Origin of the sequence: Psychrobacter phenylpyruvicus DSM 7000 = NBRC 102152 (assembly GCF_000685805.1) — a bacterium.
GTDB lineage: Bacteria > Pseudomonadota > Gammaproteobacteria > Pseudomonadales > Moraxellaceae > Psychrobacter > Psychrobacter phenylpyruvicus.
Genome location: NZ_JMKP01000005.1, coordinates 25,770 through 44,454, shown reverse-complemented (window position 1 = coordinate 44,454; position 18,685 = coordinate 25,770). Strand labels below are relative to the sequence as shown.

The following is an 18,685-nucleotide window of genomic DNA, read 5'->3' as shown; positions in this document are numbered from 1 at the left end:
TAACTTTTACCCAGTATATTTTGTCCAAATGAAGGTAATCAACCCTTCGTGCGGCAGGTTTTGCGTTTAGTAGATGATTAAGAGCAGCCTATATTTCGGCCCTAATTGTCCTAAACGTGATACCAACTTAAGGAGACAAAACCCTAATGAAGCGTATTAATAATAATTTTCAGTTTTTAGACGTGCCTCGTCGTGAGCCTGAGAAAAAAGACATCGTTACCCGCTCAACTGAATTTGTGGAGATTTATACCCCTTTTGAATCTCAAGAAGCAGCGCAGCAAGCTCATCGCTGCTTAGAATGTGGTAACCCTTATTGTGAGTGGAAATGCCCAGTACACAATTACATTCCAAACTGGCTAAAAATGGCAACAGAAGGTCAAATCTTCCAAGCTGCAGAGCTGTGTCACCGTACCAATACCTTGCCTGAGGTATGTGGCCGTGTTTGTCCACAAGACAGATTGTGTGAAGGTGCCTGTACTTTGAATGACGGTTTTGGCGCGGTGACCATTGGTAATGTCGAAAAGTACATTAATGACACCGCTTTTGCTTTAGGCTGGCGTCCAGACATGAGTGATGTACAGTGGACCGACAAAAAAGTGGCCATTATTGGTGCCGGTCCTGCGGGTCTTGGCTGTGCTGATATATTAGTGCGTGCAGGCGTGAAGCCAGTTGTGTTTGATAAGCGTCCAGAAATTGGCGGGCTACTGACCTTTGGTATTCCAGAATTTAAGATGGAAAAACAAGTAATGCGCAATCGCCGTACGGTGTTTGAAGGCATGGGTATTGAGTTTCGCTTAAATACTGAAATAGGTACTGATGTCAGCATCGACCAACTGCTAGAAGAATACGACGCGGTATTTATGGGTATGGGTACTTATACTTATATGCGCGGCGGCTACCCAGGTGAAGAGCTACACGGCGTTTACGATGCCTTAGATTACTTAATTGCCAACGTCAATCGCTGCAATGATTGGGAACAAAACCCAGAAGAGTACATTAACTTAAAAGACAAAAAGGTAGTGGTGCTAGGTGGTGGTGATACGGCGATGGATTGTAACCGTACTGCCATTCGTCAAGGAGCAGAGCGTGTTGTGTGTGCTTATCGCCGTGATGAGGCCAATATGCCAGGTTCGCTACGTGAAGTAAAGAATGCCAAAGAAGAGGGCGTTGAATTTTTATTCAACCGTCAGCCGACTCAAATTGTGGGTTTAAATGGTCAAGTCACTGGGGTGAAAGTTGTCACTACTCAGCTTGGTAAGCCAGACAACCGAGGTCGTCAGCGCCCTGAGCCTATCCCAAATTCTGAAGAAATTATTGAGTGTGATGTGGTGATTATGGCTTTTGGTTTCCGTCCAAGCCCAGCAGATTGGTTTAAGACTAGTGAAATTACTACTGATGAATCAGGTCGTGTCCAAGCTGCTGAAGAGCAAAAGTTCAAATTCCAAACCAGTAATCCTAAAGTTTTCGCCGGTGGGGACATGGTTCGTGGTTCTGACTTGGTGGTAACTGCCATTTGGGAAGGCCGTGAAGCGGCTAAAGGTATTTTGGATTATTTAGAAGTCTAATCGTTAAACCCAAAAATTATTTATTGTTAATAAAGCCCTCATCAAGAGGGCTTTATGCTGTCTAAGGATTGGCTTAACTGTAACAAACTAGGTCGCTGCTAAATGCGTCGCTGTATGGGGCAAACAAGATACAGCTATCAATGCCATAATCATATTTTCGGTTAGGTTTGAGCGTCTAGTTACGCCAACTGCCTCGGTTTAATGAAGGAGGTAGGTCAATGTTCAGTGTCTGTAAAGCTGCAGACATTATTGGCTAAGAATAGCTGGACCTATGTTAAAATTAGGGCCCATATTATTTTTAATTGTCATGAGATTGTTATTATGCCATCAAGAAACTCAGGAGATAGACCTAAGACAGGGGAAGAGGCTTTACAGTGGTTAAAAATGGGCAATGCCCGCTACGTAAAAAGCTTAACTGATCCTGAACATCCTGTACCTGCCCGTCATGAATTGATTTCAGAGCAAGACCCTTTCGCTATTATTCTCGGCTGCTCAGATGCACGGGTACCAGTAGAAATTGTATTTGATCAAGGCTTAGGTGATTTATTCGTTATCCGAGTTGCAGGCAATGTGGTAGCCCCTTCTCAGATTGGCTCGATTGAGTTTGCGGTTGAGAAATTTGGTACGCGTCTGGTCGTGGTGTTGGGTCACTCACATTGTGGTGCGGTTACCGCTTGCGTTGAAGCTCTAATTAATCCAGAGCAAAACTACACCACCAACTTACAATCCATTGTTGATCGTATTCGCCCTAGTGTCTATAACTTGCATGAGCTTGCCACTGCCAAAGGCGGTGAAATAGATAAGCAGAAGCTAATTGATAGCTCAATCAGTGCCAATGTTCGGATGTCTGTTAGTCAGTTAAAGCACGCGTCACGCTTACTTGAGGACATGAATCGCAGTGGTGAATTGCTAATTGTAGGAGCAGAGTACAACTTAGATACAGGAGAGGTAGAGTTTCTACCCATGTAGCTGTCAACTATGTAGCTCCTAAGTATCATAGAGTTGAATTGTAATAAATAAGAGCCATACATAAAGGTAGTAACAGGGACAGCATATTCTATTTAGAAGGCGTTCTTATATTCAGAAAGCGTCATTTAGAAAGTGTTCCGATTTACTGCTAGCTCTTATTTAAAATAGCTTTTTTGTTCTTGTGATACTTAATAATCAAAGGAAATAATAATGTCTGTTACTTATACTGATCAACCCAAAAACTCTGCGCAAGTAGAAGGCGTTCAGCCGATTGCCTCAGCCACTACGGGTTATACCTTCAACCATACTATGTTACGAGTGAAAGACCCCAAAGAGTCTTTGGCTTTTTATACCGGTGTGTTGGGCATGACTTTATTGACCATAAAAAAATTCCCTGAAATGGAGTTTGATCTTTATTTCTTGGCCAAGTTAACAGAAGAAGAGCGTGCCAACTTGCCAGCAGATGAAGACCTAGCCATTTATACCTTCCGTCAGCGTGGTATTTTAGAGCTGACTCACAACTATGGCACAGAAGATCAAGAGGGTCGCATTTATCATGATGGTAATGCTGAACCTCAAGGTTTTGGTCATATTTGTTTTAGCGTTCCTGATTTACAAGCGGCGGTAGAGTGGTTTGATAAAAACAACGTAGAGTTCAAAAAGCGCCCTGATGAAGGCAAAATGAAAAATGTGGTATTTATCAAAGATGTTGATGGCTACTGGATTGAAGTAGTACAAGCTGATTTGATGGCCTAATGAAACAGTAAAAGCAGTTAAAACAGTTAAAGCAGTCACTGCTTATTTAAGAGGTGATACTAAAGCTGGCTCTACTAAAAGTAGAGCCAGCTTTTTTCAATGTAAAATTAACCAAAAACCTAAAAAAGAACTAAAAACAGCCTAAAGAATAAAGCTACAATTAGAATATTTTTTAAATAGACAAATAGGAGTACCATGCCACAGCTTAATGTCGATAGTGTCAGTGATAAGATTAATGAATACCAGACCATAGCCTCTGCGGCCAATCAGATGATGAATGATTTTATGGTGCGGTTGCCTTATTTTATGGTTGCTTTATCGGTACTATTGTTGTTTTGGCTGCTGTCTCTTTTATTTAAAAAGCTAGTTACTAAGCTGGTATCCAAAACTCATACCCACCGAAACTTGATACGGGTATTTCAACGTATTGGCGGTGCACTGATTATCTTCGTGGGGTTAATGGTGGCCATGGTAATAGCCATACCTGGATTTACGCCCACTAAATTAGTAGGCGCGCTGGGTATTGGTTCGGTAGCCATAGGCTTTGCGTTTAAAGATATTTTTCAGAACCTATTATCTGGGATTTTATTGTTGCTGTCTGAGCCGTTTCGTATCGGTGATCAGATTATCTCAGGGGAATATGAAGGGACTGTTGAGGACATTAAGGTGCGTGCGACCACTATTCGCACTTATGATGGCCGGCAAGTGGTGATTCCCAACTCGCAACTGTATACCAGTGCATTAACGGTAAATACTGCTTATAAGCGTCGCCGATTAGAGCTAACTGTCGGCATTAGTTATGAGGCTGATATTAATGAAGCCAAAACAGAAATACTCGAGGCACTAAAGCAGTCTGACACTGTTTCTAAACTTGCCGAACCCTCGGTTGTGGCTACTGAATTTGGGGGTTCTAGTATTGATTTAAAAGTGCGTTGGTATATTGATGATGGGACGCAGGCCAATAAGGTCGCCTCGATTCACGAAGTCATTGTACAAATAAAATCACATTTAGATGCTGCAGGTATTAATATTCCCTTCCCAATACGTACTTTGGATTTTAGTGATGCATCCGTCAAAGCTTTAGCCAATCATATCTTTACTTTACAAAGTCAGGATAAGTCGTCTGTGTCTAACTTTGAAAATCAATCTCAGCTTAAGCCTTCAGCTAAGTCAAATCCAATAGAGCCGCATAACTAAGTACCACAGCATAAATAGTAAAGGCAATATAAACTGCTAACAGCAAGAAGCCCTGAAAATATCAGGGCTTCTTTGTTTGGTAGCTGTCATATTTGTTTGGTAGCTATCACAAAATTAATTAGTCATTTGGTTTTTTGAAGTCTTCATGACAAGACTGACAGCTGTCACCAACAGGCTTTAAAGCAGGTAGGATTTCATCTAGAGTAGTGGCGTTTTGGGCAACTGTATTTAATTCAGCAGTAACTTTCTGAAAGTTTTCAGTTTCCGCTTTGAACTCGTCGGGATTTGACCAAATAGCATCAGTAGCACCACCCAATTCATTTTTATCACTAAAATGAGCCCATGGCTTATTAGCAGATTCAGCTAAGAACTGAGCGTTTTCTTGAAACTTAGCCAAATCAAAAGTATCTGGCGCTTCTGCCATTCCCCCCATAACGCCCATGGCATCTTTCCAGTCCTTCATAACGTCTTGGCGAGCACTAACATCTGGGTTTGCGCCTCCTGAACAAGCCGCTAAAGTCAAGGTTAGGGGAAGAGCAGCTGTTAAAAGGAGTGATTTAATTTTCATAGCAGTTTCCTTACTTTTATACTTATCAAAAATTAGTAGGTCAAATTAGTAGGTTAAAAAATTACTAGGTTAAAATGATACAAAGATCAAAATGGTTAAAAAGCGGGTATATATTTTTAGTACCACCTAGGTTATTGGGTCATATTACCAAAAATATTTTAAATGTCACAATAGTAATGTGGCTATCTTGTTATTACTCAGAATGATTATCCTTATTATTAAGGAGTTTCTAGATTAAGCCAGTCGCGTGGTTTTAGATAAAAATCGGTTAACTCATATTCAGGAGTGCCTGGTTCAGGTTCGTAGCGATAATGCCAACCGGTTAATGGAGGCAGGCTGACCAAGATGGACTCGATACGGCCATTACTTTGTAAACCAAACAAAGTACCGCGATCATAAACTAGGTTATATTCTACATAACGGCCACGGCGATACAGTTGGAATTCTCGTTGCTGTTCGGTGTAAGGCAGGTCTTTGCGTTTATTAAAGATAGGTAATACCGCTTGTAGATAGCCCTCACCGACCGCTTGCATGTGTTTAAAGCAGGTCTCAAAGTCCCAGCCACGACTTGAGGTGTTCACATCATCATAAAATAGACCGCCAACCCCACGTTGTTCATCACGGTGGCGTAAATAAAAATAATCGTCACACCATTTTTTGAATTCACGATAAACCTCATCCCCAAACGGAGCGGATAGGTCATGACAAACCTGATGCCAGTGCACACAGTCTTCTAATACCGGATAAAACGGAGTCAAGTCAAAGCCACCGCCAAACCACCAAATTGGATCTTCACCTTCTTTTTCAGCCACAAACAAACGAACGTTGGCATGGCTGGTCGGTACATTGGGGTTACGCGGGTGTACCACCAAAGACACCCCCAAGGCTTGAGCTTTACGACCCGCAATATCAGGGTGACGGGCTGTGGCAGTCGCAGGCAAGTTACTGATGTGAATGTGGCTAAACATTACCCCAGCTTTTTCGATAACTTTACCATCGGCCATAACACATGAGCGGCCGCCGCCCCCTTCAGGACGCTTCCAGTCATCGGGGGTAAAGGTTGCTGTACCGCCCCCTTCAGCTTCTTGCTGCTCTAAGGCTTGGCAAATGTCTGCTTGTAATTGAACCAAAAAGTCACGTACTCGCTGAATGTCATGTGCAGTAGGGGTGCTGCTTTTATCAGAAGTATTATGTGAGAAATCAGGGGTTCCGATAGAAGAAATAGTCATGCAGTACTCCGTTAAACGATTCAGTTCAGTGGGTAAAAATAGGGGAGGGACAAAGTTATTGGTCTGAGGTGGGTTTAAATGCTAAAGAAGCAAGGTCACTGGCCAAGTGATGTCCCATACGCTCACGTTTGGTAGCTAAGTAATCCATGTTATAAGGATTTAGGCCAACAACCAAAGGAACACGCTCTACCACCTTGAAGCCTAAGTCCTCTAGATAACTTAGTTTATCAGGATTATTGGTCAACAGGCGCAGCTTGCTAATCCCCACATGATCTAACATGGGTTTGCACATCTCGTAAGTGCGGGCATCCGCCGGTAGCCCCAAAATTAGGTTGGCATCTAGAGTATCATGCCCTTGGTCTTGTAAGGCGTAAGCACGGATTTTATTGGTCAGACCAATTCCTCGACCTTCTTGGCGCAAATACAAGATGGCGCCACAGCCTTCTTGTTGTATGGCTTGCATCGTTGCATTGAGCTGTGGCCCGCAATCACACTTCAATGAAGAAAAAGCGTCACCGGTTAGGCATTCTGAATGGATGCGGACTAACGGGGCTGTTTGCGCGGCTGTTTTTTGGGCATTAGGATCTAAAGGCAGACCACAAGTCAGCATCACGTGCTCTTGATTTTCCTCGTTTTCAAAGACATGGATGTCAAACTCTCCATGAACTGTGGGAAGTTTTGCCTTACTAACAAACTTATAAGGAGAGTGTGTTTTGGTTTCTGAAAATTGTTGAGACATTACAGACCTAAGGAGTCATATTCGTGAATAAGGGTAGAGTTTAGGTTGGTATATCAATATAAACTATGCGTTGTGGCCAGCTTTTAGCCTGCTATACTTCACAGACCTTAGTGAATTACATAGAAATTTCACATAGCGGGTCCGATGAATAAAGCGTTAAATGAAAAAAAATGGTATTATGCCATACTCTTAATCCCGATACAGTGTTTGCTTGACCTGCGCTTAGGTATCTGACATAGGATATCCTTGCATAAATGGCCTTAGCGTTCACTATAATATAATTCTTTGATTAAGACAGTATGGCGTAACATGGCCATTATAACTTATCATAGGGAAGTAAATGACGGCAGTTCACTAAATATCAAGTGGCAAAAGAAAGTAGCTAGTAGCCTTAGGGCGAACAAATACTCAATTGTCACTAAAGCATATGTATGACTGCTGCAATAAAGAATACTGGAACGGGTTTAATCTGTGCAGAAGATGCATAGGTCTGATATCTTAGCAATGTTCAGCAGTTACTCTGGACAATTGTCAAAAGATGGACACATTATTTTTACCCATATTCACCCATACTGATGCTTCGCTTATGGTTTTGGTAAAGCTTTACCTTAATATGAGCAAATGGTGATATTAAGTCAGTGGTCAGTGCTACTGACTTGATACACAGCGTCTATATACTAAGATTAGTAGGTTTTTTAAGGTCTATGCAGCAATATTCTAATTCAACTAAGCCCAAGCCTGCGCCTTCGCATCAAATGGATTCACCTTCGATAAATAGCAGTGCTGATGCGGCGACTTCTGAGGCTGTGGCTAATAAGCCAACAGCCATGCGTATTTTTAGTGAAATCCCTACCTCACGCCCTACTACTCCGTTATTAGACACGATAGATTCACCTGCAGATTTAAAGCCATTAAGCCAGGAGCAATTGTTGACCCTAGCTGATGAGCTGCGTGAGTACCTGCTTTATTCTGCCGGCCAAAGTGGTGGACATTTTGGGGCCAACTTAGGGGTGGTTGAGCTAACTGTAGCCTTACATTACTTATTAGACACTCCCAAAGACAAGCTGGTTTGGGACGTGGGTCATCAAGCCTATGCCCATAAAGTATTGACCGGTCGTCGTGACCGTTTGTCAAGCATACGCTCTAAACAAGGTCTTACCGCCTTTCCTGAGCGTCAAGAATCAGAATACGACACGTTTGGGGTGGGACACTCTTCAACTTCTATCTCTGCCGGTCTTGGCATGAGCTTAGCTTTACGTCATCTAAAATCAGATGCCAAAGTGGCCTGTGTCATTGGCGATGGTGCTATGACCGGAGGCATGGCCTTTGAAGCCCTAAATGATGCGGTGCAACAAGATGCTGATTTGCTGGTGGTGCTTAACGACAATGACATGTCAATTTCATGCTCAATTGGAGGCTTTTCGCGTCACCTAGCAATGCTGTGGGAATCTGGTTATCAGGTAGATATTACAGCTAAGGGTAAGCCTAAGCTGAAGCATAGACCTGAGATGCCTTTGTCTGAGCGCCGTGCCCGTCATAGTGCTTTACGCGATATTCCAAAAGTAGCAGACAACCTATTTAGAGCCATTGGCTTTAGTTATTTTGGTCCCTTTGATGGCCATGACTTACCAGAGCTACTAAGAGTACTAGAGCGTGCCAAAAACGTCTCTGGGCCAGTACTGGTCCACGTATATACCACCAAAGGTAAAGGCTTTATTCCTGCTGAGGGTGACCCAGTCACCTATCATGCCATTAGTAAGCTGCCTCAACCGTCAAAAGCGCAGCAGAATGAGTCTATTGCTGCTGTCAAGCCTCTTGCCGCCAAGAAAAAATATTCGCAAGTATTTGGTGAGTTTCTTTGTGACAAAGCGGCTGTCGATAATAAGTTAATTGCGATTACCCCTGCGATGGAAGAGGGGTCAGGCATGACAAAGTTTGCCCAGCAGTATCCTGAGCAGTTCTATGATGTGGCGATTGCCGAGCAGCATGCAGTGACACTCGCGGCTGGCATGGCCACACTAGATGTGAAGCCTATTGTTGCCATTTATTCAACCTTCCTACAGCGTGGTTATGACCAGCTGATTCATGACGTTGCTTTACAAAACTTGGATGTAACGTTCGGGATCGATAGGGCAGGTCTGGTTGGTGAAGATGGGGCGACACATGCTGGCGTATTTGACTTAGCTTATATGCGCTGTATACCAAATTTAGTAATTGCCACACCTAAAGATGAAAATGAGTGCTATCACTTATTAAACACTTGTTATGAATATAATGGCCCGACAGCGGTACGCTATCCTCGTGGCACAGGTCCTGGTGCGGAAATCACCAAGCCTGCACAAAGCTATGCGGTAGGTAGAGCTGTGATAGAAGCGGTTTATCAAGCACAAGACGCCGCCTCAAGTAGTAACAGTTATAAATTGGCTCTTCTGGCCTTTGGCCCCATAGTTGCTACTGCAGATGCCGCCGCAAAAGCACTGATGATAGAGCCTAATCTTGAGGGTCCAGTAGAGATTAGTGTGGTCAATATGCGCTGGGTAAAACCACTGGATACCCAGCTTATCGATGAGTTAATTGCGAAGGGTTACACTCATATTGTCACTCTTGAAGAGCATGTGGTGATGGGCGGCGCAGGCAGCGGCGTCAATGAGTATTTATTAAACCATGCCTCAGGTATTAAGCAGAAACTTAATATCAAAAACATTGGTATTGCCGATGAGTTTATTGCTCATGGTAGTCACGATGAGCAGTTAGCAGATTGTGGCTTAGATGTGGCTGGTGTTACCTCACAATTGCGTAGCTTATTTGCAGCACAATAAATCAATATTTTAAGTGATAACACTTATATCGATATATCAATTAACCTTGGCTGAGAATTTCAGCTAAGTTTTCAACCGCTTTAATAGAGCAAATAGGAAAATTATGGAACCAATGGTCGTAATAGCAGCACGTGCTGCTGAAAAAGTAGGTGCGGAATTATTAAAAGCGCATCACAACCGTCACAAAATTGAATTCGATACCGAATCAAAAGGCCTTGAAGGTCTTGTCACTAAGATTGACCGCTTTAGTGAAGAGTTGACCATCGAAACATTGAAGTACAACTATCCAAATCACTCTTTTTTAGGGGAAGAATTTGGCCTGCAAGAAGGGCAGGGCAGTGACTCAGAGTGGTGCTGGATTATTGACCCCTTAGACGGTACACACAACTTTGTGCACGGTGTTCCACACTTTTGTATCTCTATCGCAGTACAGCATAACGGGGTTACTCAGCATGGTGTGATTTATGATCCTGTTCGTGATGAGATGTTCTCTGCCAGCCGTGGTAAAGGTGCTCGTTTAAATCAGCGCCGCTTACAAGTTAGCCAACGTAAAACAATTGAAGGCGGGTTATTTACTACCGGTCATCCTGTTGAGCGTCAAGAAGGCGATAAAGTTGTCTCTTATGCCAAAGAGCACTTTGCTGCGCTCCAAAAAATTGCTGAAGAAGGCGGTCAAGTTCGTCGTTTAGGATCAGCAGCTTTAGACTTAGCTTACGTAGCTGCAGGTCGCTTTGATGGCTATTTTGAAATGAAGCTTAAGCCTTGGGATATCGCCGCTGGTGAGCTAATCGTTAATGAAGCACGCGGTGTGGTTGTGGATCATCATGGGGCGCATAATTCGATGCAAACGGGCTCTATCTTTGCTTGTAACGTCAAGCTACTAAAACCATTAATGCAAATGGTTGTGCCTACTTGGGGCAATGCGGTTCGTTAAGACAACATTTTAAGCTGATTAAAGCCCATAGATCTTTGTGATTTATGGGCTTTTTTTTGAACAATAAATTTAGTCTATAATGATTAAAATAGATATTTAAATACATGAAATATGATAATTGGGGTAAGCCATGAAAAAGATAATGCTCAGCACCCTATCTGCCTGCCTACTTTTAACAGCAGGCTGTAACACAGAGTCAGAACAAGCTGAACCTAAAGCGGCTGTAACTAATACAGAAGATGTGGCGCCTATTGGTCATACCCAGTCCCCTAATCATGGACAGACCGCCAAGCTAATGAAAAAACCAAACTTTGATATCATGGCGGAGGATTACGGTAATAAAGTTAATGAGTTACTAGCCAATACTGAATTTGCCACTATGACTTTGACAAATGTGGTAGAGGGAGACTCTGGTGACGCCTTTATTATAGATTATCCGCATCACATTAGTCTTACTGGCGAAGTTAACGAGTCTGGCGTGCTAGAAACGTTAATTTACACCATGCCCTCAAATGAGCAGTTAGAGAAGTCTGGCGCTAAACTATCGCAATTAGTAACCGCCTCTATGCTAGCGTTAAATCCTGAGCTATCAGCCTCAGACGCTAAGTCCAAAGTGGCCGAGCTACTAGACCAAGCTTTCTCTAATTATATTATGCAAAAGACCCAGCAACGAGCCATAGGAGTCGTTGGTGAAGGAGTTTATGTCTGTGAAATCTCCGAAATGGGCGTAAGGCTATTAATTGAGCCGGCTGAAGGCAGTCGTTTTGTACTTAAGTAATATACGTAATAAAATTAGACGATAAAATAAGCAATAAAAAAGAGGGTGGCGTTATACAACGCTACCCTCTTTTTTAGCTATTCTTTTATTTATATTAGTTAAATACAACGGTCTTATTGCCCGCCACAATAACACGGTTTTGTACATGCCAATTGACGGCGCGTGCCAAGACATTGCGTTCAACATCACGGCCAATAGCGCGTAGCTCAGTCACCCCTTGACGGTGAGTCACACGATGCACATCTTGCTCAATGATAGGGCCTTGGTCTAAGTCAGCAGTCACGTAGTGAGCCGTGGCACCGATTAGTTTAACCCCTTTATCGAAAGCCTGACGGTAGGGGTCAGCACCAACGAATGCAGGCAAGAATGAATGGTGGATGTTAATAATTTTCATTGGCCAACGACTGACAAAGTCTTCTGATAAGATTTGCATATAACGAGCCAATACTAAAAGATCATTGCCGGCCATAATTTGATGGATTTTTTCCTCAGCTTCTGCCTTAGTATCTTTAGTAACAGGAACATGATGAAAAGGGATGCCAAAGTTTTCTACCGCTTGACGAAGATCGTTATGGTTGCTCACGACACAGGTGATATCACAGTCTAATAAGCCACGTTGATGACGCCATAATAAGTCGAGTAAGGCATGATCAAATTTAGAAACCAAAATGCCCACTTTGGTTTTAATCGCATTGTTGTGTAAACGCCAGTCCATTTCATAACGCTTAGCAACAGTATGCTCAAAGCTGGCTTCAAAATTATCAATAATCTCGCTAAAACCCGCCAATGCAAATTCTAAACGCATAAAATACTGACCACCCTCAGGAGCGGTTGAGTATTGGTCTAGAGTAATGATATTCGCACCATAGCGATGAATAAATTCAGAAACGGCTTGAACGATACCGGCTTGATCTCGGCATCTTATAAGCAAGGTAGCGGTATCAATGGCAGGGGTAGTAACAGGGTTTTTGGTATCTTTTGACATGAATAACTCACTAAATAATAAGATGAAAAAAAGCAGGCCAGACAATCATTGACTGCCAGCCTGTCCTAAAAAGTAGTTGCAAAAGTATGGAGCATATTAAAGATATTTGCTATTAGTGACTATTATAGCAGTTACCGACAAAGGTAGAGTTGATAATAAATCAATTGATTAACAGATTTATTCAAACATAGATAAATAAATAACCCACTTCAGTGAGTGGGTTGTTGGTTTATGTATTGAAGGATATCGAGACGAGAAGTCTTTTATTTGAGTGCCTCACAGGCGATACCATCTTTATCTCGATCAAGCCCCTTATATCCTGGTTTTTTTGCATCAAAATAAGCCTGAGCTTCTTTTTGAGACTTAAAATCAGAGCATTTAACTTTAGCCGCGTGTGCCGGTAAGCTAGCTGATATTAAAGATAGACAAAGTGCACTCATTACAACCTTATTCATAACACCCACCCTATAATCGATAGTCAAATTATAAAAAGATAGAATATATATTAATTATATCAAGGCTGTAGATTAAATCTAGAATCAAAATAGTAGTAGCAAGCACAGGGTATTAACCCTAATAAAAATATTGCACTATTCTCTATTTATCTTCTTTTGCAATACCAACATTTATACCAACAAATATACCGTAATTTGAAAAAGTGACTCTTAGTTTTTTAATTAATGCGGAATAGGTAACATACTTAAATTTACTAAAATAAGAGTTAAATCAAAGAGTTATACGCACAAAAAAAGACCTGCCATATTTAATATGACAGGTCTTTTCAATGTTTGGTCGGAACGGCAGGATTTGAACCTGCGACCCCTACACCCCCAGTGTAGTGCGCTACCAGACTGCGCTACGCCCCGATGGACAAACTATTTTACTCATATAAATAATTAATGCAAGTCCTAGACCAATATTTAACCCAAAATCTCTTTCAAGATCTGGTTTACTTGCTGCGGGTTGGCTTTACCACGGCTGGCTTTCATAACTTGGCCAACCAGACCGTTAAAGGCTTTTTCTTTACCGCCTTTGTACTCATCAACCATAGCTTGGTTATTGGCGATAACTTCTTCCACCATGGCTTTAATAGCGCCCGTATCGGTTTCTTGCTTCAGACCTTTGGCCTCGATAATCTTATCTGCAGCGTCTGCATCATCACCACCTTCACCGTCATATAAGGCAGTAAATACTTGCTTTGCTAACTTACCTGACAAGGTGTTGTCATTTAAGCGCTTTAACAAGCCAGCTAACTGCACTTCACTGATAGGGGAGTCGGTGATGGTTTTGTCTTCTTTATTTAAGGCACCAAGTAAGTCACCCATAATCCAGTTGGCGGTCAATTTGGCGTGCTCTTTACCCACTGCTTCAAGTACGGTTTCAAAGTAGTCAGCCAACTCACGGCTACCAGTCAAGACACGGGCATCATATTCTGATAAACCAAGCTCAGTACCGAAACGCTCACGGCGTACCACAGGCAGCTCTGGCATGCTGGCACGAATGGCATCAACAGTTTCTTGCTCTAGGCGCACTGGCAATAGATCTGGGTCTGGGAAGTAGCGGTAATCATCCGCATCTTCTTTGGTACGCATGATACGAGTTTCATCCGCCTCTGGATCATAAAGCATAGTAGCTTGGACCACTTTGCCACCGTCTTCGATGATATCGATTTGACGCTCAATCTCACGGTTGATGGCGTTTTCGATATTACGGAAAGAGTTTAGGTTCTTAAGCTCAGTACGAGTACCAAACTCTTCGCCTGGCTGACGCACAGAGACGTTACAGTCACAGCGGAATGAGCCTTCTGCCATGATGGCATCAGAGATATCTAGCCAAGTGACCAACTGGTGAATGGCTTTGATATAAGCCACCGCTTCTTTTGAGGAGCGCATGTCTGGTTCAGACACAATCTCAATTAGTGGCGTGCCCGCACGGTTTAAATCAATCCCGGTCATGCCAGGCACCGCATCATGCACCGATTTACCAGCGTCTTCCTCTAAGTGACCGCGGGTAATACCAATGCGCTTGCTATATTCATTTTTCTCGCCTTCATTGACGATAATATCAATATAGCCTTTACCAACGATGGGGTTTTCCATCTGGGTAATTTGATAGCCCTTTGGTAGGTCAGGGTAGAAGTAGTTTTTACGATCAAAGGTATTTAGCATACCTAGCTCTGCATTGACCCCGATACCGAACTTTAACGCACGTTCAATCAAGCCTGCGTTTAATACAGGAAGCACTCCAGGTAAGCCTAAGTCAACGATACTGGCTTGAGTATTTGGCTCATTACCAAATTTGGTAGATGAGCTTGAGAAGATTTTACTTTCGGTATTTAACTGGCAGTGAATTTCAATACCAATGACCACTTCATAGCCGTCAATCAATAATTCTTTGCGAACGGGCTGGTGGGTGGTGTTACTTTCAGTGATAGCAGTCATTAGATGCTCTCCTGTGCAGTAGCAGATAGCTTAGTGTGATAGTCAGTGTGTTGCTGGAAGATATGAGCGGTCGATAGTAGCTTGCTGTCATCCCAGTGGTTGCCAATTAATTGTAGACCCACAGGCAGACCTGATTCGGTGAAGCCGGCAGGCATACTGATGGCAGGTAGACCCGCTAGGTTAACCCCGATAGTGTAAACGTCACCTAGATACATAGTGACCGGATCCAAAGCAGTCTCTAGTTTATAGGCGGCGGTGGGGGCAGTGGGACTAGCAATCACATCACACTTCTCAAAAGCTTTTTTGAAGTCTTCTAAGATTAAGCGGCGTACTTTTTGAGCCTTAGTGTAGTAAGCATCGTAGTAGCCGGCAGATAGAGCATAAGTTCCCATCAAGATACGGCGTTGTACTTCATCACCAAATCCTTCCGAACGTGAACGGGTATATAGATCTGCTAAGTCTTTTGGCTCTTCACAGCGATAGCCAAAACGTACCCCGTCAAAGCGAGATAAGTTGGAAGAAGCTTCTGCAGGAGCTAGCATATAATAAGTCGCTAGAGTGATAGCAGGGTCGGTAATGTTGACTTCAACAATAGTGGCACCTAACTCTTCGTATTGCTTAAGCGCATGGCGAACGTTGCTATCTACTTCAGCGTCTAAGCCTGTGCCAAAGTATTCTTTTGCCACACCAATACGTAGACCAGCAAATGGTTTGTTAGCATCGGCATCTTTAACAGCGCTGTGCATATCGGCGATGTAATCAGGTACTTCGCGTTTGATGGAGGTAGCATCACGAGGGTCGTGACCAGTCATAGGCTGTAGCAAGTAAGCGCAGTCTTCTGCTGAGCGACCAAAAGTACCGGCTTGATCTAAACTTGAGGCATAAGCAATCATACCGAAGCGAGATACGCTACCGTAAGTAGGCTTCATTCCCGTTAAGCCGCAGAATGAGGCAGGCTGGCGAATTGAGCCCCCAGTGTCACTACCTGTAGCAAATGGGACAAAACCGGCCGCCACAGCTGCCGCAGATCCGCCAGATGAGCCACCAGGAACACGACTGGTGTCCCATGGGTTGTGTACAGCACCATAGTAAGAGCTTTCGTTGTCTGAGCCCATAGCGAACTCATCCATGTTTAGCTTCCCTAAGCACACAGCGCCGGCTTCACGAATGTTTGAGACGATAGTGGCATCATAGGGTGACACAAAGTTATGTAGCATTTTTGAGCCAGAGGTAGTGAGCAAGCCTTTGGTACAAAACAGGTCTTTATGCGCCATAGGCAGGCCTAGTAGCGCTGAAGTATCGCCTGCACTGCGCTTTTCATCCGCAGCTTTGGCAGCTTGGCGTGCACCTTCTTCATCAACAGTGATAAAGCTGTTGATTTTGTCATCGAGCTTATTGATACGTTTTAGAAAATGATCGGTCAGTTCCACACTGCTAAACTGCTGGTTTTTTAGACCATCAGCAAGCTGAGCAACAGATAGGTGATGTAGGTCAGACATATTGGGTGTCCATTGTTATTAAAGGTAAAGGTTATTTAAAGTAAGGTTGTTAATTGAAAATAAAGCAGAAAATAAAGTCTATTGGCCATTATTATCGTTAGCTGCGGCTTTATAAGCATTATTATAAGTTTTCGCTTTTAGCCAGTATTTGTAATTAGCCATGCCTAGTTTTAAGTTAGCTTGGTCTATTTTAGTTTTAGACAAAGCCAAAGATAATTTTTGCAAAGCCAAAAGCACTGCAACGCAATAGACTAGGATTAGTCAATAACTTGCGGTACCAGATATAAGCCTTGTTCTACTGCTGGAGCCACAGATTGGTTCAACTCACGGTCAATATCGGCATTTGGGATATCCGCACGTAATTCTTGAGCTGCTTCGTGCACATTAGATAGGGGCGCTACATTATCAGTATCTACGCTTGAAAGGGTTTGCATCATGTCTAAGATTTTAGCGATGTCCTCAGCGAAGGTTTGTGCCGCCTCTTCATCTACTGCAAGGCGAGAAAGCTTGGCTACTTCCAAAATATCAGTGGTACAGATTTGATTGTCGCGAATATCGCTGATAGGCGTCTGCGAATTTGGTGTGCTATTGGTAGTCATGAGACAAAGCATCCTTTTTGAAATCGATTAATAAAAAAATGAGTAAATACAGTAAATAAAAAAGTTAGCAAAAAAATCAGTGCAATAAGAAGTTTAGCAAACTGTTTTGTGGTATCGGGCTATTATAATGCAACTGGCACTTATTTTCAGTGGTTACCTTAATATGCGATCGGTTATTAAAATTGTAAATATTGGTCACATTGGTTTCTAAAATAAGTCACAATAACAGCATAAGCCCTATCAATTGGGTGCCATTCTTGGTTAAATAATGACTTTGACATGAGATGTTGCAATTTAATGCGCTATTGTTATATGAAAAATATGATATTTACATGATTTATCTATAATTAACCGCTATAATTTGCACCACCTGAATATTTGAGTGAATTTTCAAGGTTTATTCTTGTCGACATGCTTTACTTTGGTTAAAGTGTGTCATTTCTATTCGACAAAATCTTAAAATATTTTTTAAAATATTAAACTCTTTTTTTTGAGAGCCAGTCTCTGCTTATTAAATGCATGGGATGATGACGCTACTCTTTAACTCGCAATACGCTGGAACACGATACATGAACCCGTTTGGATTTCTATCTAACAATATCGCCATTGACCTTGGTACTGCCAATACATTGATTTATGCGCCTGGAAAGGGTGTGGTTCTCGATGAGCCTACCGTAGTGGCTCTGCGTAGTAATCGTACTCAGAACCCAACTGTGGCTGCTGTCGGCATTGATGCAAAGCAAATGCTGGGTCGTACTCCCGATAACATTACCGCAATTCGTCCTTTAAAAGATGGAGTCATTGCAGATTTTGAGGTCACTCAAAAAATGCTGAAGCACTTCATCAGTAAAGTAAAAGCCAGACGCTTTTTGGCTCAGCCAAACGTTGTGGTTTGTGTGCCATGCAAATCAACCTTAGTTGAGCGTCGTGCTATTCGTGAAGCAGTATCGTCAGCGGGCGCCAATAAGGTTTTCTTATTAGAAGAGCCTATGGCTGCAGCTATTGGTGCAGATTTGCCAGTGCATGAAGCCAGCGGGTCAATGGTGGTGGATATCGGCGGTGGCACTACAGAGATTGCGGTTATTTCATTATCAGGTTGTGTCTATGCGGACTCAATCCGTATCGGCGGTGACATCTTTGATGAAGCGATTATTACCCATGTGCGCCGTAACCATGGCTGCGTGATTGGGGAAACTACAGCTGAGCGTATTAAGCAAAGCGTAGGGTCTGCTATCGATGAAGATGCACAGCTTGAAGTTGAAGTTCGTGGTCGTAGCATGGCAGAAGGGGTACCAAAAACTCTAACTGTGACTTCTGAAGAAATCCAAAAAGCTTTAAGTGATTCGTTAACGGGTATTGTTAGTGCGGTTAAAACGGCTCTTGAGCAAACGCCTCCTGAATTATCATCAGATATCGCCGAGCGTGGTATTGTGTTGACTGGTGGTGGTGCCTTACTACGTAACTTTGATAAATTATTATCAAAAGAGACCGGTCTTCCGGTTACTGTAGCTGAAGATCCGCTAACCTGTGTCAGTCGTGGTGGTGGTGCTGCCTTAGATTTTATTCATAACAAAAGTTTAAATATGATTTTTGTATAATCTATAAGT

The 18,685-nt window shown here is 42.7% G+C and carries 16 protein-coding genes and 1 tRNA gene; 8 read left to right on the top strand and 9 right to left on the bottom strand.

The window, feature by feature from the left end:
• Positions 1 to 146 precede the first annotated feature (146 nt).
• The 4 genes from G561_RS0103260 (at position 147) to G561_RS13865 (ending at position 4,487) form a co-directional block, all read left to right on the top strand.
• The gene (locus G561_RS0103260; protein WP_028858267.1) at positions 147 to 1,565 is read left to right on the top strand and encodes a glutamate synthase subunit beta; all 1,419 of its coding nucleotides are present in this window, start codon (positions 147 to 149) and stop codon (positions 1,563 to 1,565) included.
• 321 nt (positions 1,566 to 1,886) lie between these two features.
• Positions 1,887 to 2,534, top strand: coding sequence for a carbonic anhydrase (locus G561_RS0103255; protein WP_028858266.1), 648 nt, complete (start codon positions 1,887 to 1,889; stop codon positions 2,532 to 2,534).
• Positions 2,535 to 2,744: 210 nt separating this feature from the next.
• Positions 2,745 to 3,290 carry a lactoylglutathione lyase gene (gloA, locus tag G561_RS0103250; RefSeq protein WP_028858265.1) on the top strand — a complete coding sequence of 182 codons (546 nt, stop codon included), beginning with the start codon at positions 2,745 to 2,747 and terminating at the stop codon, positions 3,288 to 3,290.
• Positions 3,291 to 3,485: 195 nt separating this feature from the next.
• Positions 3,486 to 4,487, top strand: a complete 1,002-nt coding sequence (locus tag G561_RS13865; protein WP_081794352.1) for a mechanosensitive ion channel family protein — start codon at positions 3,486 to 3,488, stop codon at positions 4,485 to 4,487.
• Positions 4,488 to 4,605: 118 nt separating this feature from the next.
• Here G561_RS13865 and G561_RS0103240 read toward each other — a convergent pair whose 3' ends face one another.
• From G561_RS0103240 to ribA, 3 genes are all read right to left on the bottom strand, one after another.
• Complete coding sequence (locus G561_RS0103240; RefSeq protein ID WP_028858264.1) at positions 4,606 to 5,055, bottom strand: c-type cytochrome; 450 nt, start codon at positions 5,053 to 5,055, stop codon at positions 4,606 to 4,608.
• A gap of 218 nt (positions 5,056 to 5,273) precedes the next feature.
• Positions 5,274 to 6,284: an oxygen-dependent coproporphyrinogen oxidase gene (gene hemF / locus G561_RS0103235; RefSeq protein ID WP_028858263.1), complete on the bottom strand. Its 1,011-nt coding sequence runs from the start codon at positions 6,282 to 6,284 to the stop codon at positions 5,274 to 5,276.
• Positions 6,285 to 6,339: 55 nt separating this feature from the next.
• Positions 6,340 to 7,023, bottom strand: a complete 684-nt coding sequence (ribA, locus tag G561_RS0103230; RefSeq protein ID WP_028858262.1) for a GTP cyclohydrolase II — start codon at positions 7,021 to 7,023, stop codon at positions 6,340 to 6,342.
• Between the two features lie 755 nt (positions 7,024 to 7,778).
• Between ribA and dxs the strand changes: the two genes are divergently transcribed.
• The 3 genes from dxs (at position 7,779) to G561_RS0103215 (ending at position 11,554) form a co-directional block, all read left to right on the top strand.
• Positions 7,779 to 9,842, top strand: a complete 2,064-nt coding sequence (gene dxs / locus G561_RS0103225) for a 1-deoxy-D-xylulose-5-phosphate synthase (RefSeq protein ID WP_373277672.1) — start codon at positions 7,779 to 7,781, stop codon at positions 9,840 to 9,842.
• Positions 9,843 to 9,945: 103 nt separating this feature from the next.
• Positions 9,946 to 10,776, top strand: a complete 831-nt coding sequence (locus tag G561_RS0103220) for an inositol monophosphatase family protein (protein WP_028858260.1) — start codon at positions 9,946 to 9,948, stop codon at positions 10,774 to 10,776.
• Between the two features lie 130 nt (positions 10,777 to 10,906).
• Positions 10,907 to 11,554 (top strand): hypothetical protein, encoded by a 648-nt coding sequence (locus G561_RS0103215; RefSeq protein ID WP_028858259.1) that lies wholly within the window; start codon positions 10,907 to 10,909, stop codon positions 11,552 to 11,554.
• Between the two features lie 94 nt (positions 11,555 to 11,648).
• On the opposite strand, the gene purU is transcribed toward G561_RS0103215, so the two are convergent.
• The 6 genes from purU to gatC form a co-directional block, all read right to left on the bottom strand.
• Complete coding sequence (purU, locus tag G561_RS0103210) at positions 11,649 to 12,539, bottom strand: formyltetrahydrofolate deformylase (RefSeq protein WP_051584345.1); 891 nt, start codon at positions 12,537 to 12,539, stop codon at positions 11,649 to 11,651.
• Positions 12,540 to 12,802: 263 nt separating this feature from the next.
• The gene (locus G561_RS0103205) at positions 12,803 to 12,994 is read right to left on the bottom strand and encodes an excalibur calcium-binding domain-containing protein (RefSeq protein WP_028858257.1); all 192 of its coding nucleotides are present in this window, start codon (positions 12,992 to 12,994) and stop codon (positions 12,803 to 12,805) included.
• Positions 12,995 to 13,328: 334 nt separating this feature from the next.
• Positions 13,329 to 13,405: transfer RNA gene (locus tag G561_RS0103200), tRNA-Pro, on the bottom strand.
• A gap of 54 nt (positions 13,406 to 13,459) precedes the next feature.
• Positions 13,460 to 14,980, bottom strand: coding sequence for an Asp-tRNA(Asn)/Glu-tRNA(Gln) amidotransferase subunit GatB (gene gatB / locus G561_RS0103195; RefSeq protein WP_037031562.1), 1,521 nt, complete (start codon positions 14,978 to 14,980; stop codon positions 13,460 to 13,462).
• Positions 14,980 to 16,479 (bottom strand): Asp-tRNA(Asn)/Glu-tRNA(Gln) amidotransferase subunit GatA, encoded by a 1,500-nt coding sequence (gatA, locus tag G561_RS0103190; RefSeq protein WP_028858255.1) that lies wholly within the window; start codon positions 16,477 to 16,479, stop codon positions 14,980 to 14,982. The genes gatB and gatA overlap by 1 nt, the downstream gene beginning before the upstream one ends.
• Before the next feature lie 257 nt (positions 16,480 to 16,736).
• Positions 16,737 to 17,078: an Asp-tRNA(Asn)/Glu-tRNA(Gln) amidotransferase subunit GatC gene (gene gatC, locus G561_RS0103180; protein WP_037031560.1), complete on the bottom strand. Its 342-nt coding sequence runs from the start codon at positions 17,076 to 17,078 to the stop codon at positions 16,737 to 16,739.
• Between the two features lie 569 nt (positions 17,079 to 17,647).
• Here gatC and G561_RS0103175 point away from each other — a divergent pair.
• The gene (locus tag G561_RS0103175) at positions 17,648 to 18,676 is read left to right on the top strand and encodes a rod shape-determining protein (RefSeq protein ID WP_028858253.1); all 1,029 of its coding nucleotides are present in this window, start codon (positions 17,648 to 17,650) and stop codon (positions 18,674 to 18,676) included.
• The last annotated feature ends 9 nt before the right edge of the window (positions 18,677 to 18,685 follow it).

Bases quoted from the DNA above. Each gene is read 5' to 3' on its own strand.
- G561_RS0103260 (WP_028858267.1), top strand. From the start codon at position 147: ATGAAGCGTATTAATAATAATTTTCAGTTTTTAGACGTGCCTCGTCGT.
- G561_RS0103255 (WP_028858266.1), top strand. From the start codon at position 1,887: ATGCCATCAAGAAACTCAGGAGATAGACCTAAGACAGGGGAAGAGGCT.
- gloA (WP_028858265.1), top strand. From the start codon at position 2,745: ATGTCTGTTACTTATACTGATCAACCCAAAAACTCTGCGCAAGTAGAA.
- G561_RS13865 (WP_081794352.1), top strand. From the start codon at position 3,486: ATGCCACAGCTTAATGTCGATAGTGTCAGTGATAAGATTAATGAATAC.
- G561_RS0103240 (WP_028858264.1), bottom strand. From the start codon at position 5,055: ATGAAAATTAAATCACTCCTTTTAACAGCTGCTCTTCCCCTAACCTTG.
- hemF (WP_028858263.1), bottom strand. From the start codon at position 6,284: ATGACTATTTCTTCTATCGGAACCCCTGATTTCTCACATAATACTTCT.
- ribA (WP_028858262.1), bottom strand. From the start codon at position 7,023: ATGTCTCAACAATTTTCAGAAACCAAAACACACTCTCCTTATAAGTTT.
- dxs (WP_373277672.1), top strand. From the start codon at position 7,779: ATGGATTCACCTTCGATAAATAGCAGTGCTGATGCGGCGACTTCTGAG.
- G561_RS0103220 (WP_028858260.1), top strand. From the start codon at position 9,946: ATGGAACCAATGGTCGTAATAGCAGCACGTGCTGCTGAAAAAGTAGGT.
- G561_RS0103215 (WP_028858259.1), top strand. From the start codon at position 10,907: ATGAAAAAGATAATGCTCAGCACCCTATCTGCCTGCCTACTTTTAACA.
- purU (WP_051584345.1), bottom strand. From the start codon at position 12,539: ATGTCAAAAGATACCAAAAACCCTGTTACTACCCCTGCCATTGATACC.
- G561_RS0103205 (WP_028858257.1), bottom strand. From the start codon at position 12,994: ATGAATAAGGTTGTAATGAGTGCACTTTGTCTATCTTTAATATCAGCT.
- gatB (WP_037031562.1), bottom strand. From the start codon at position 14,980: ATGACTGCTATCACTGAAAGTAACACCACCCACCAGCCCGTTCGCAAA.
- gatA (WP_028858255.1), bottom strand. From the start codon at position 16,479: ATGTCTGACCTACATCACCTATCTGTTGCTCAGCTTGCTGATGGTCTA.
- gatC (WP_037031560.1), bottom strand. From the start codon at position 17,078: ATGACTACCAATAGCACACCAAATTCGCAGACGCCTATCAGCGATATT.
- G561_RS0103175 (WP_028858253.1), top strand. From the start codon at position 17,648: ATGAACCCGTTTGGATTTCTATCTAACAATATCGCCATTGACCTTGGT.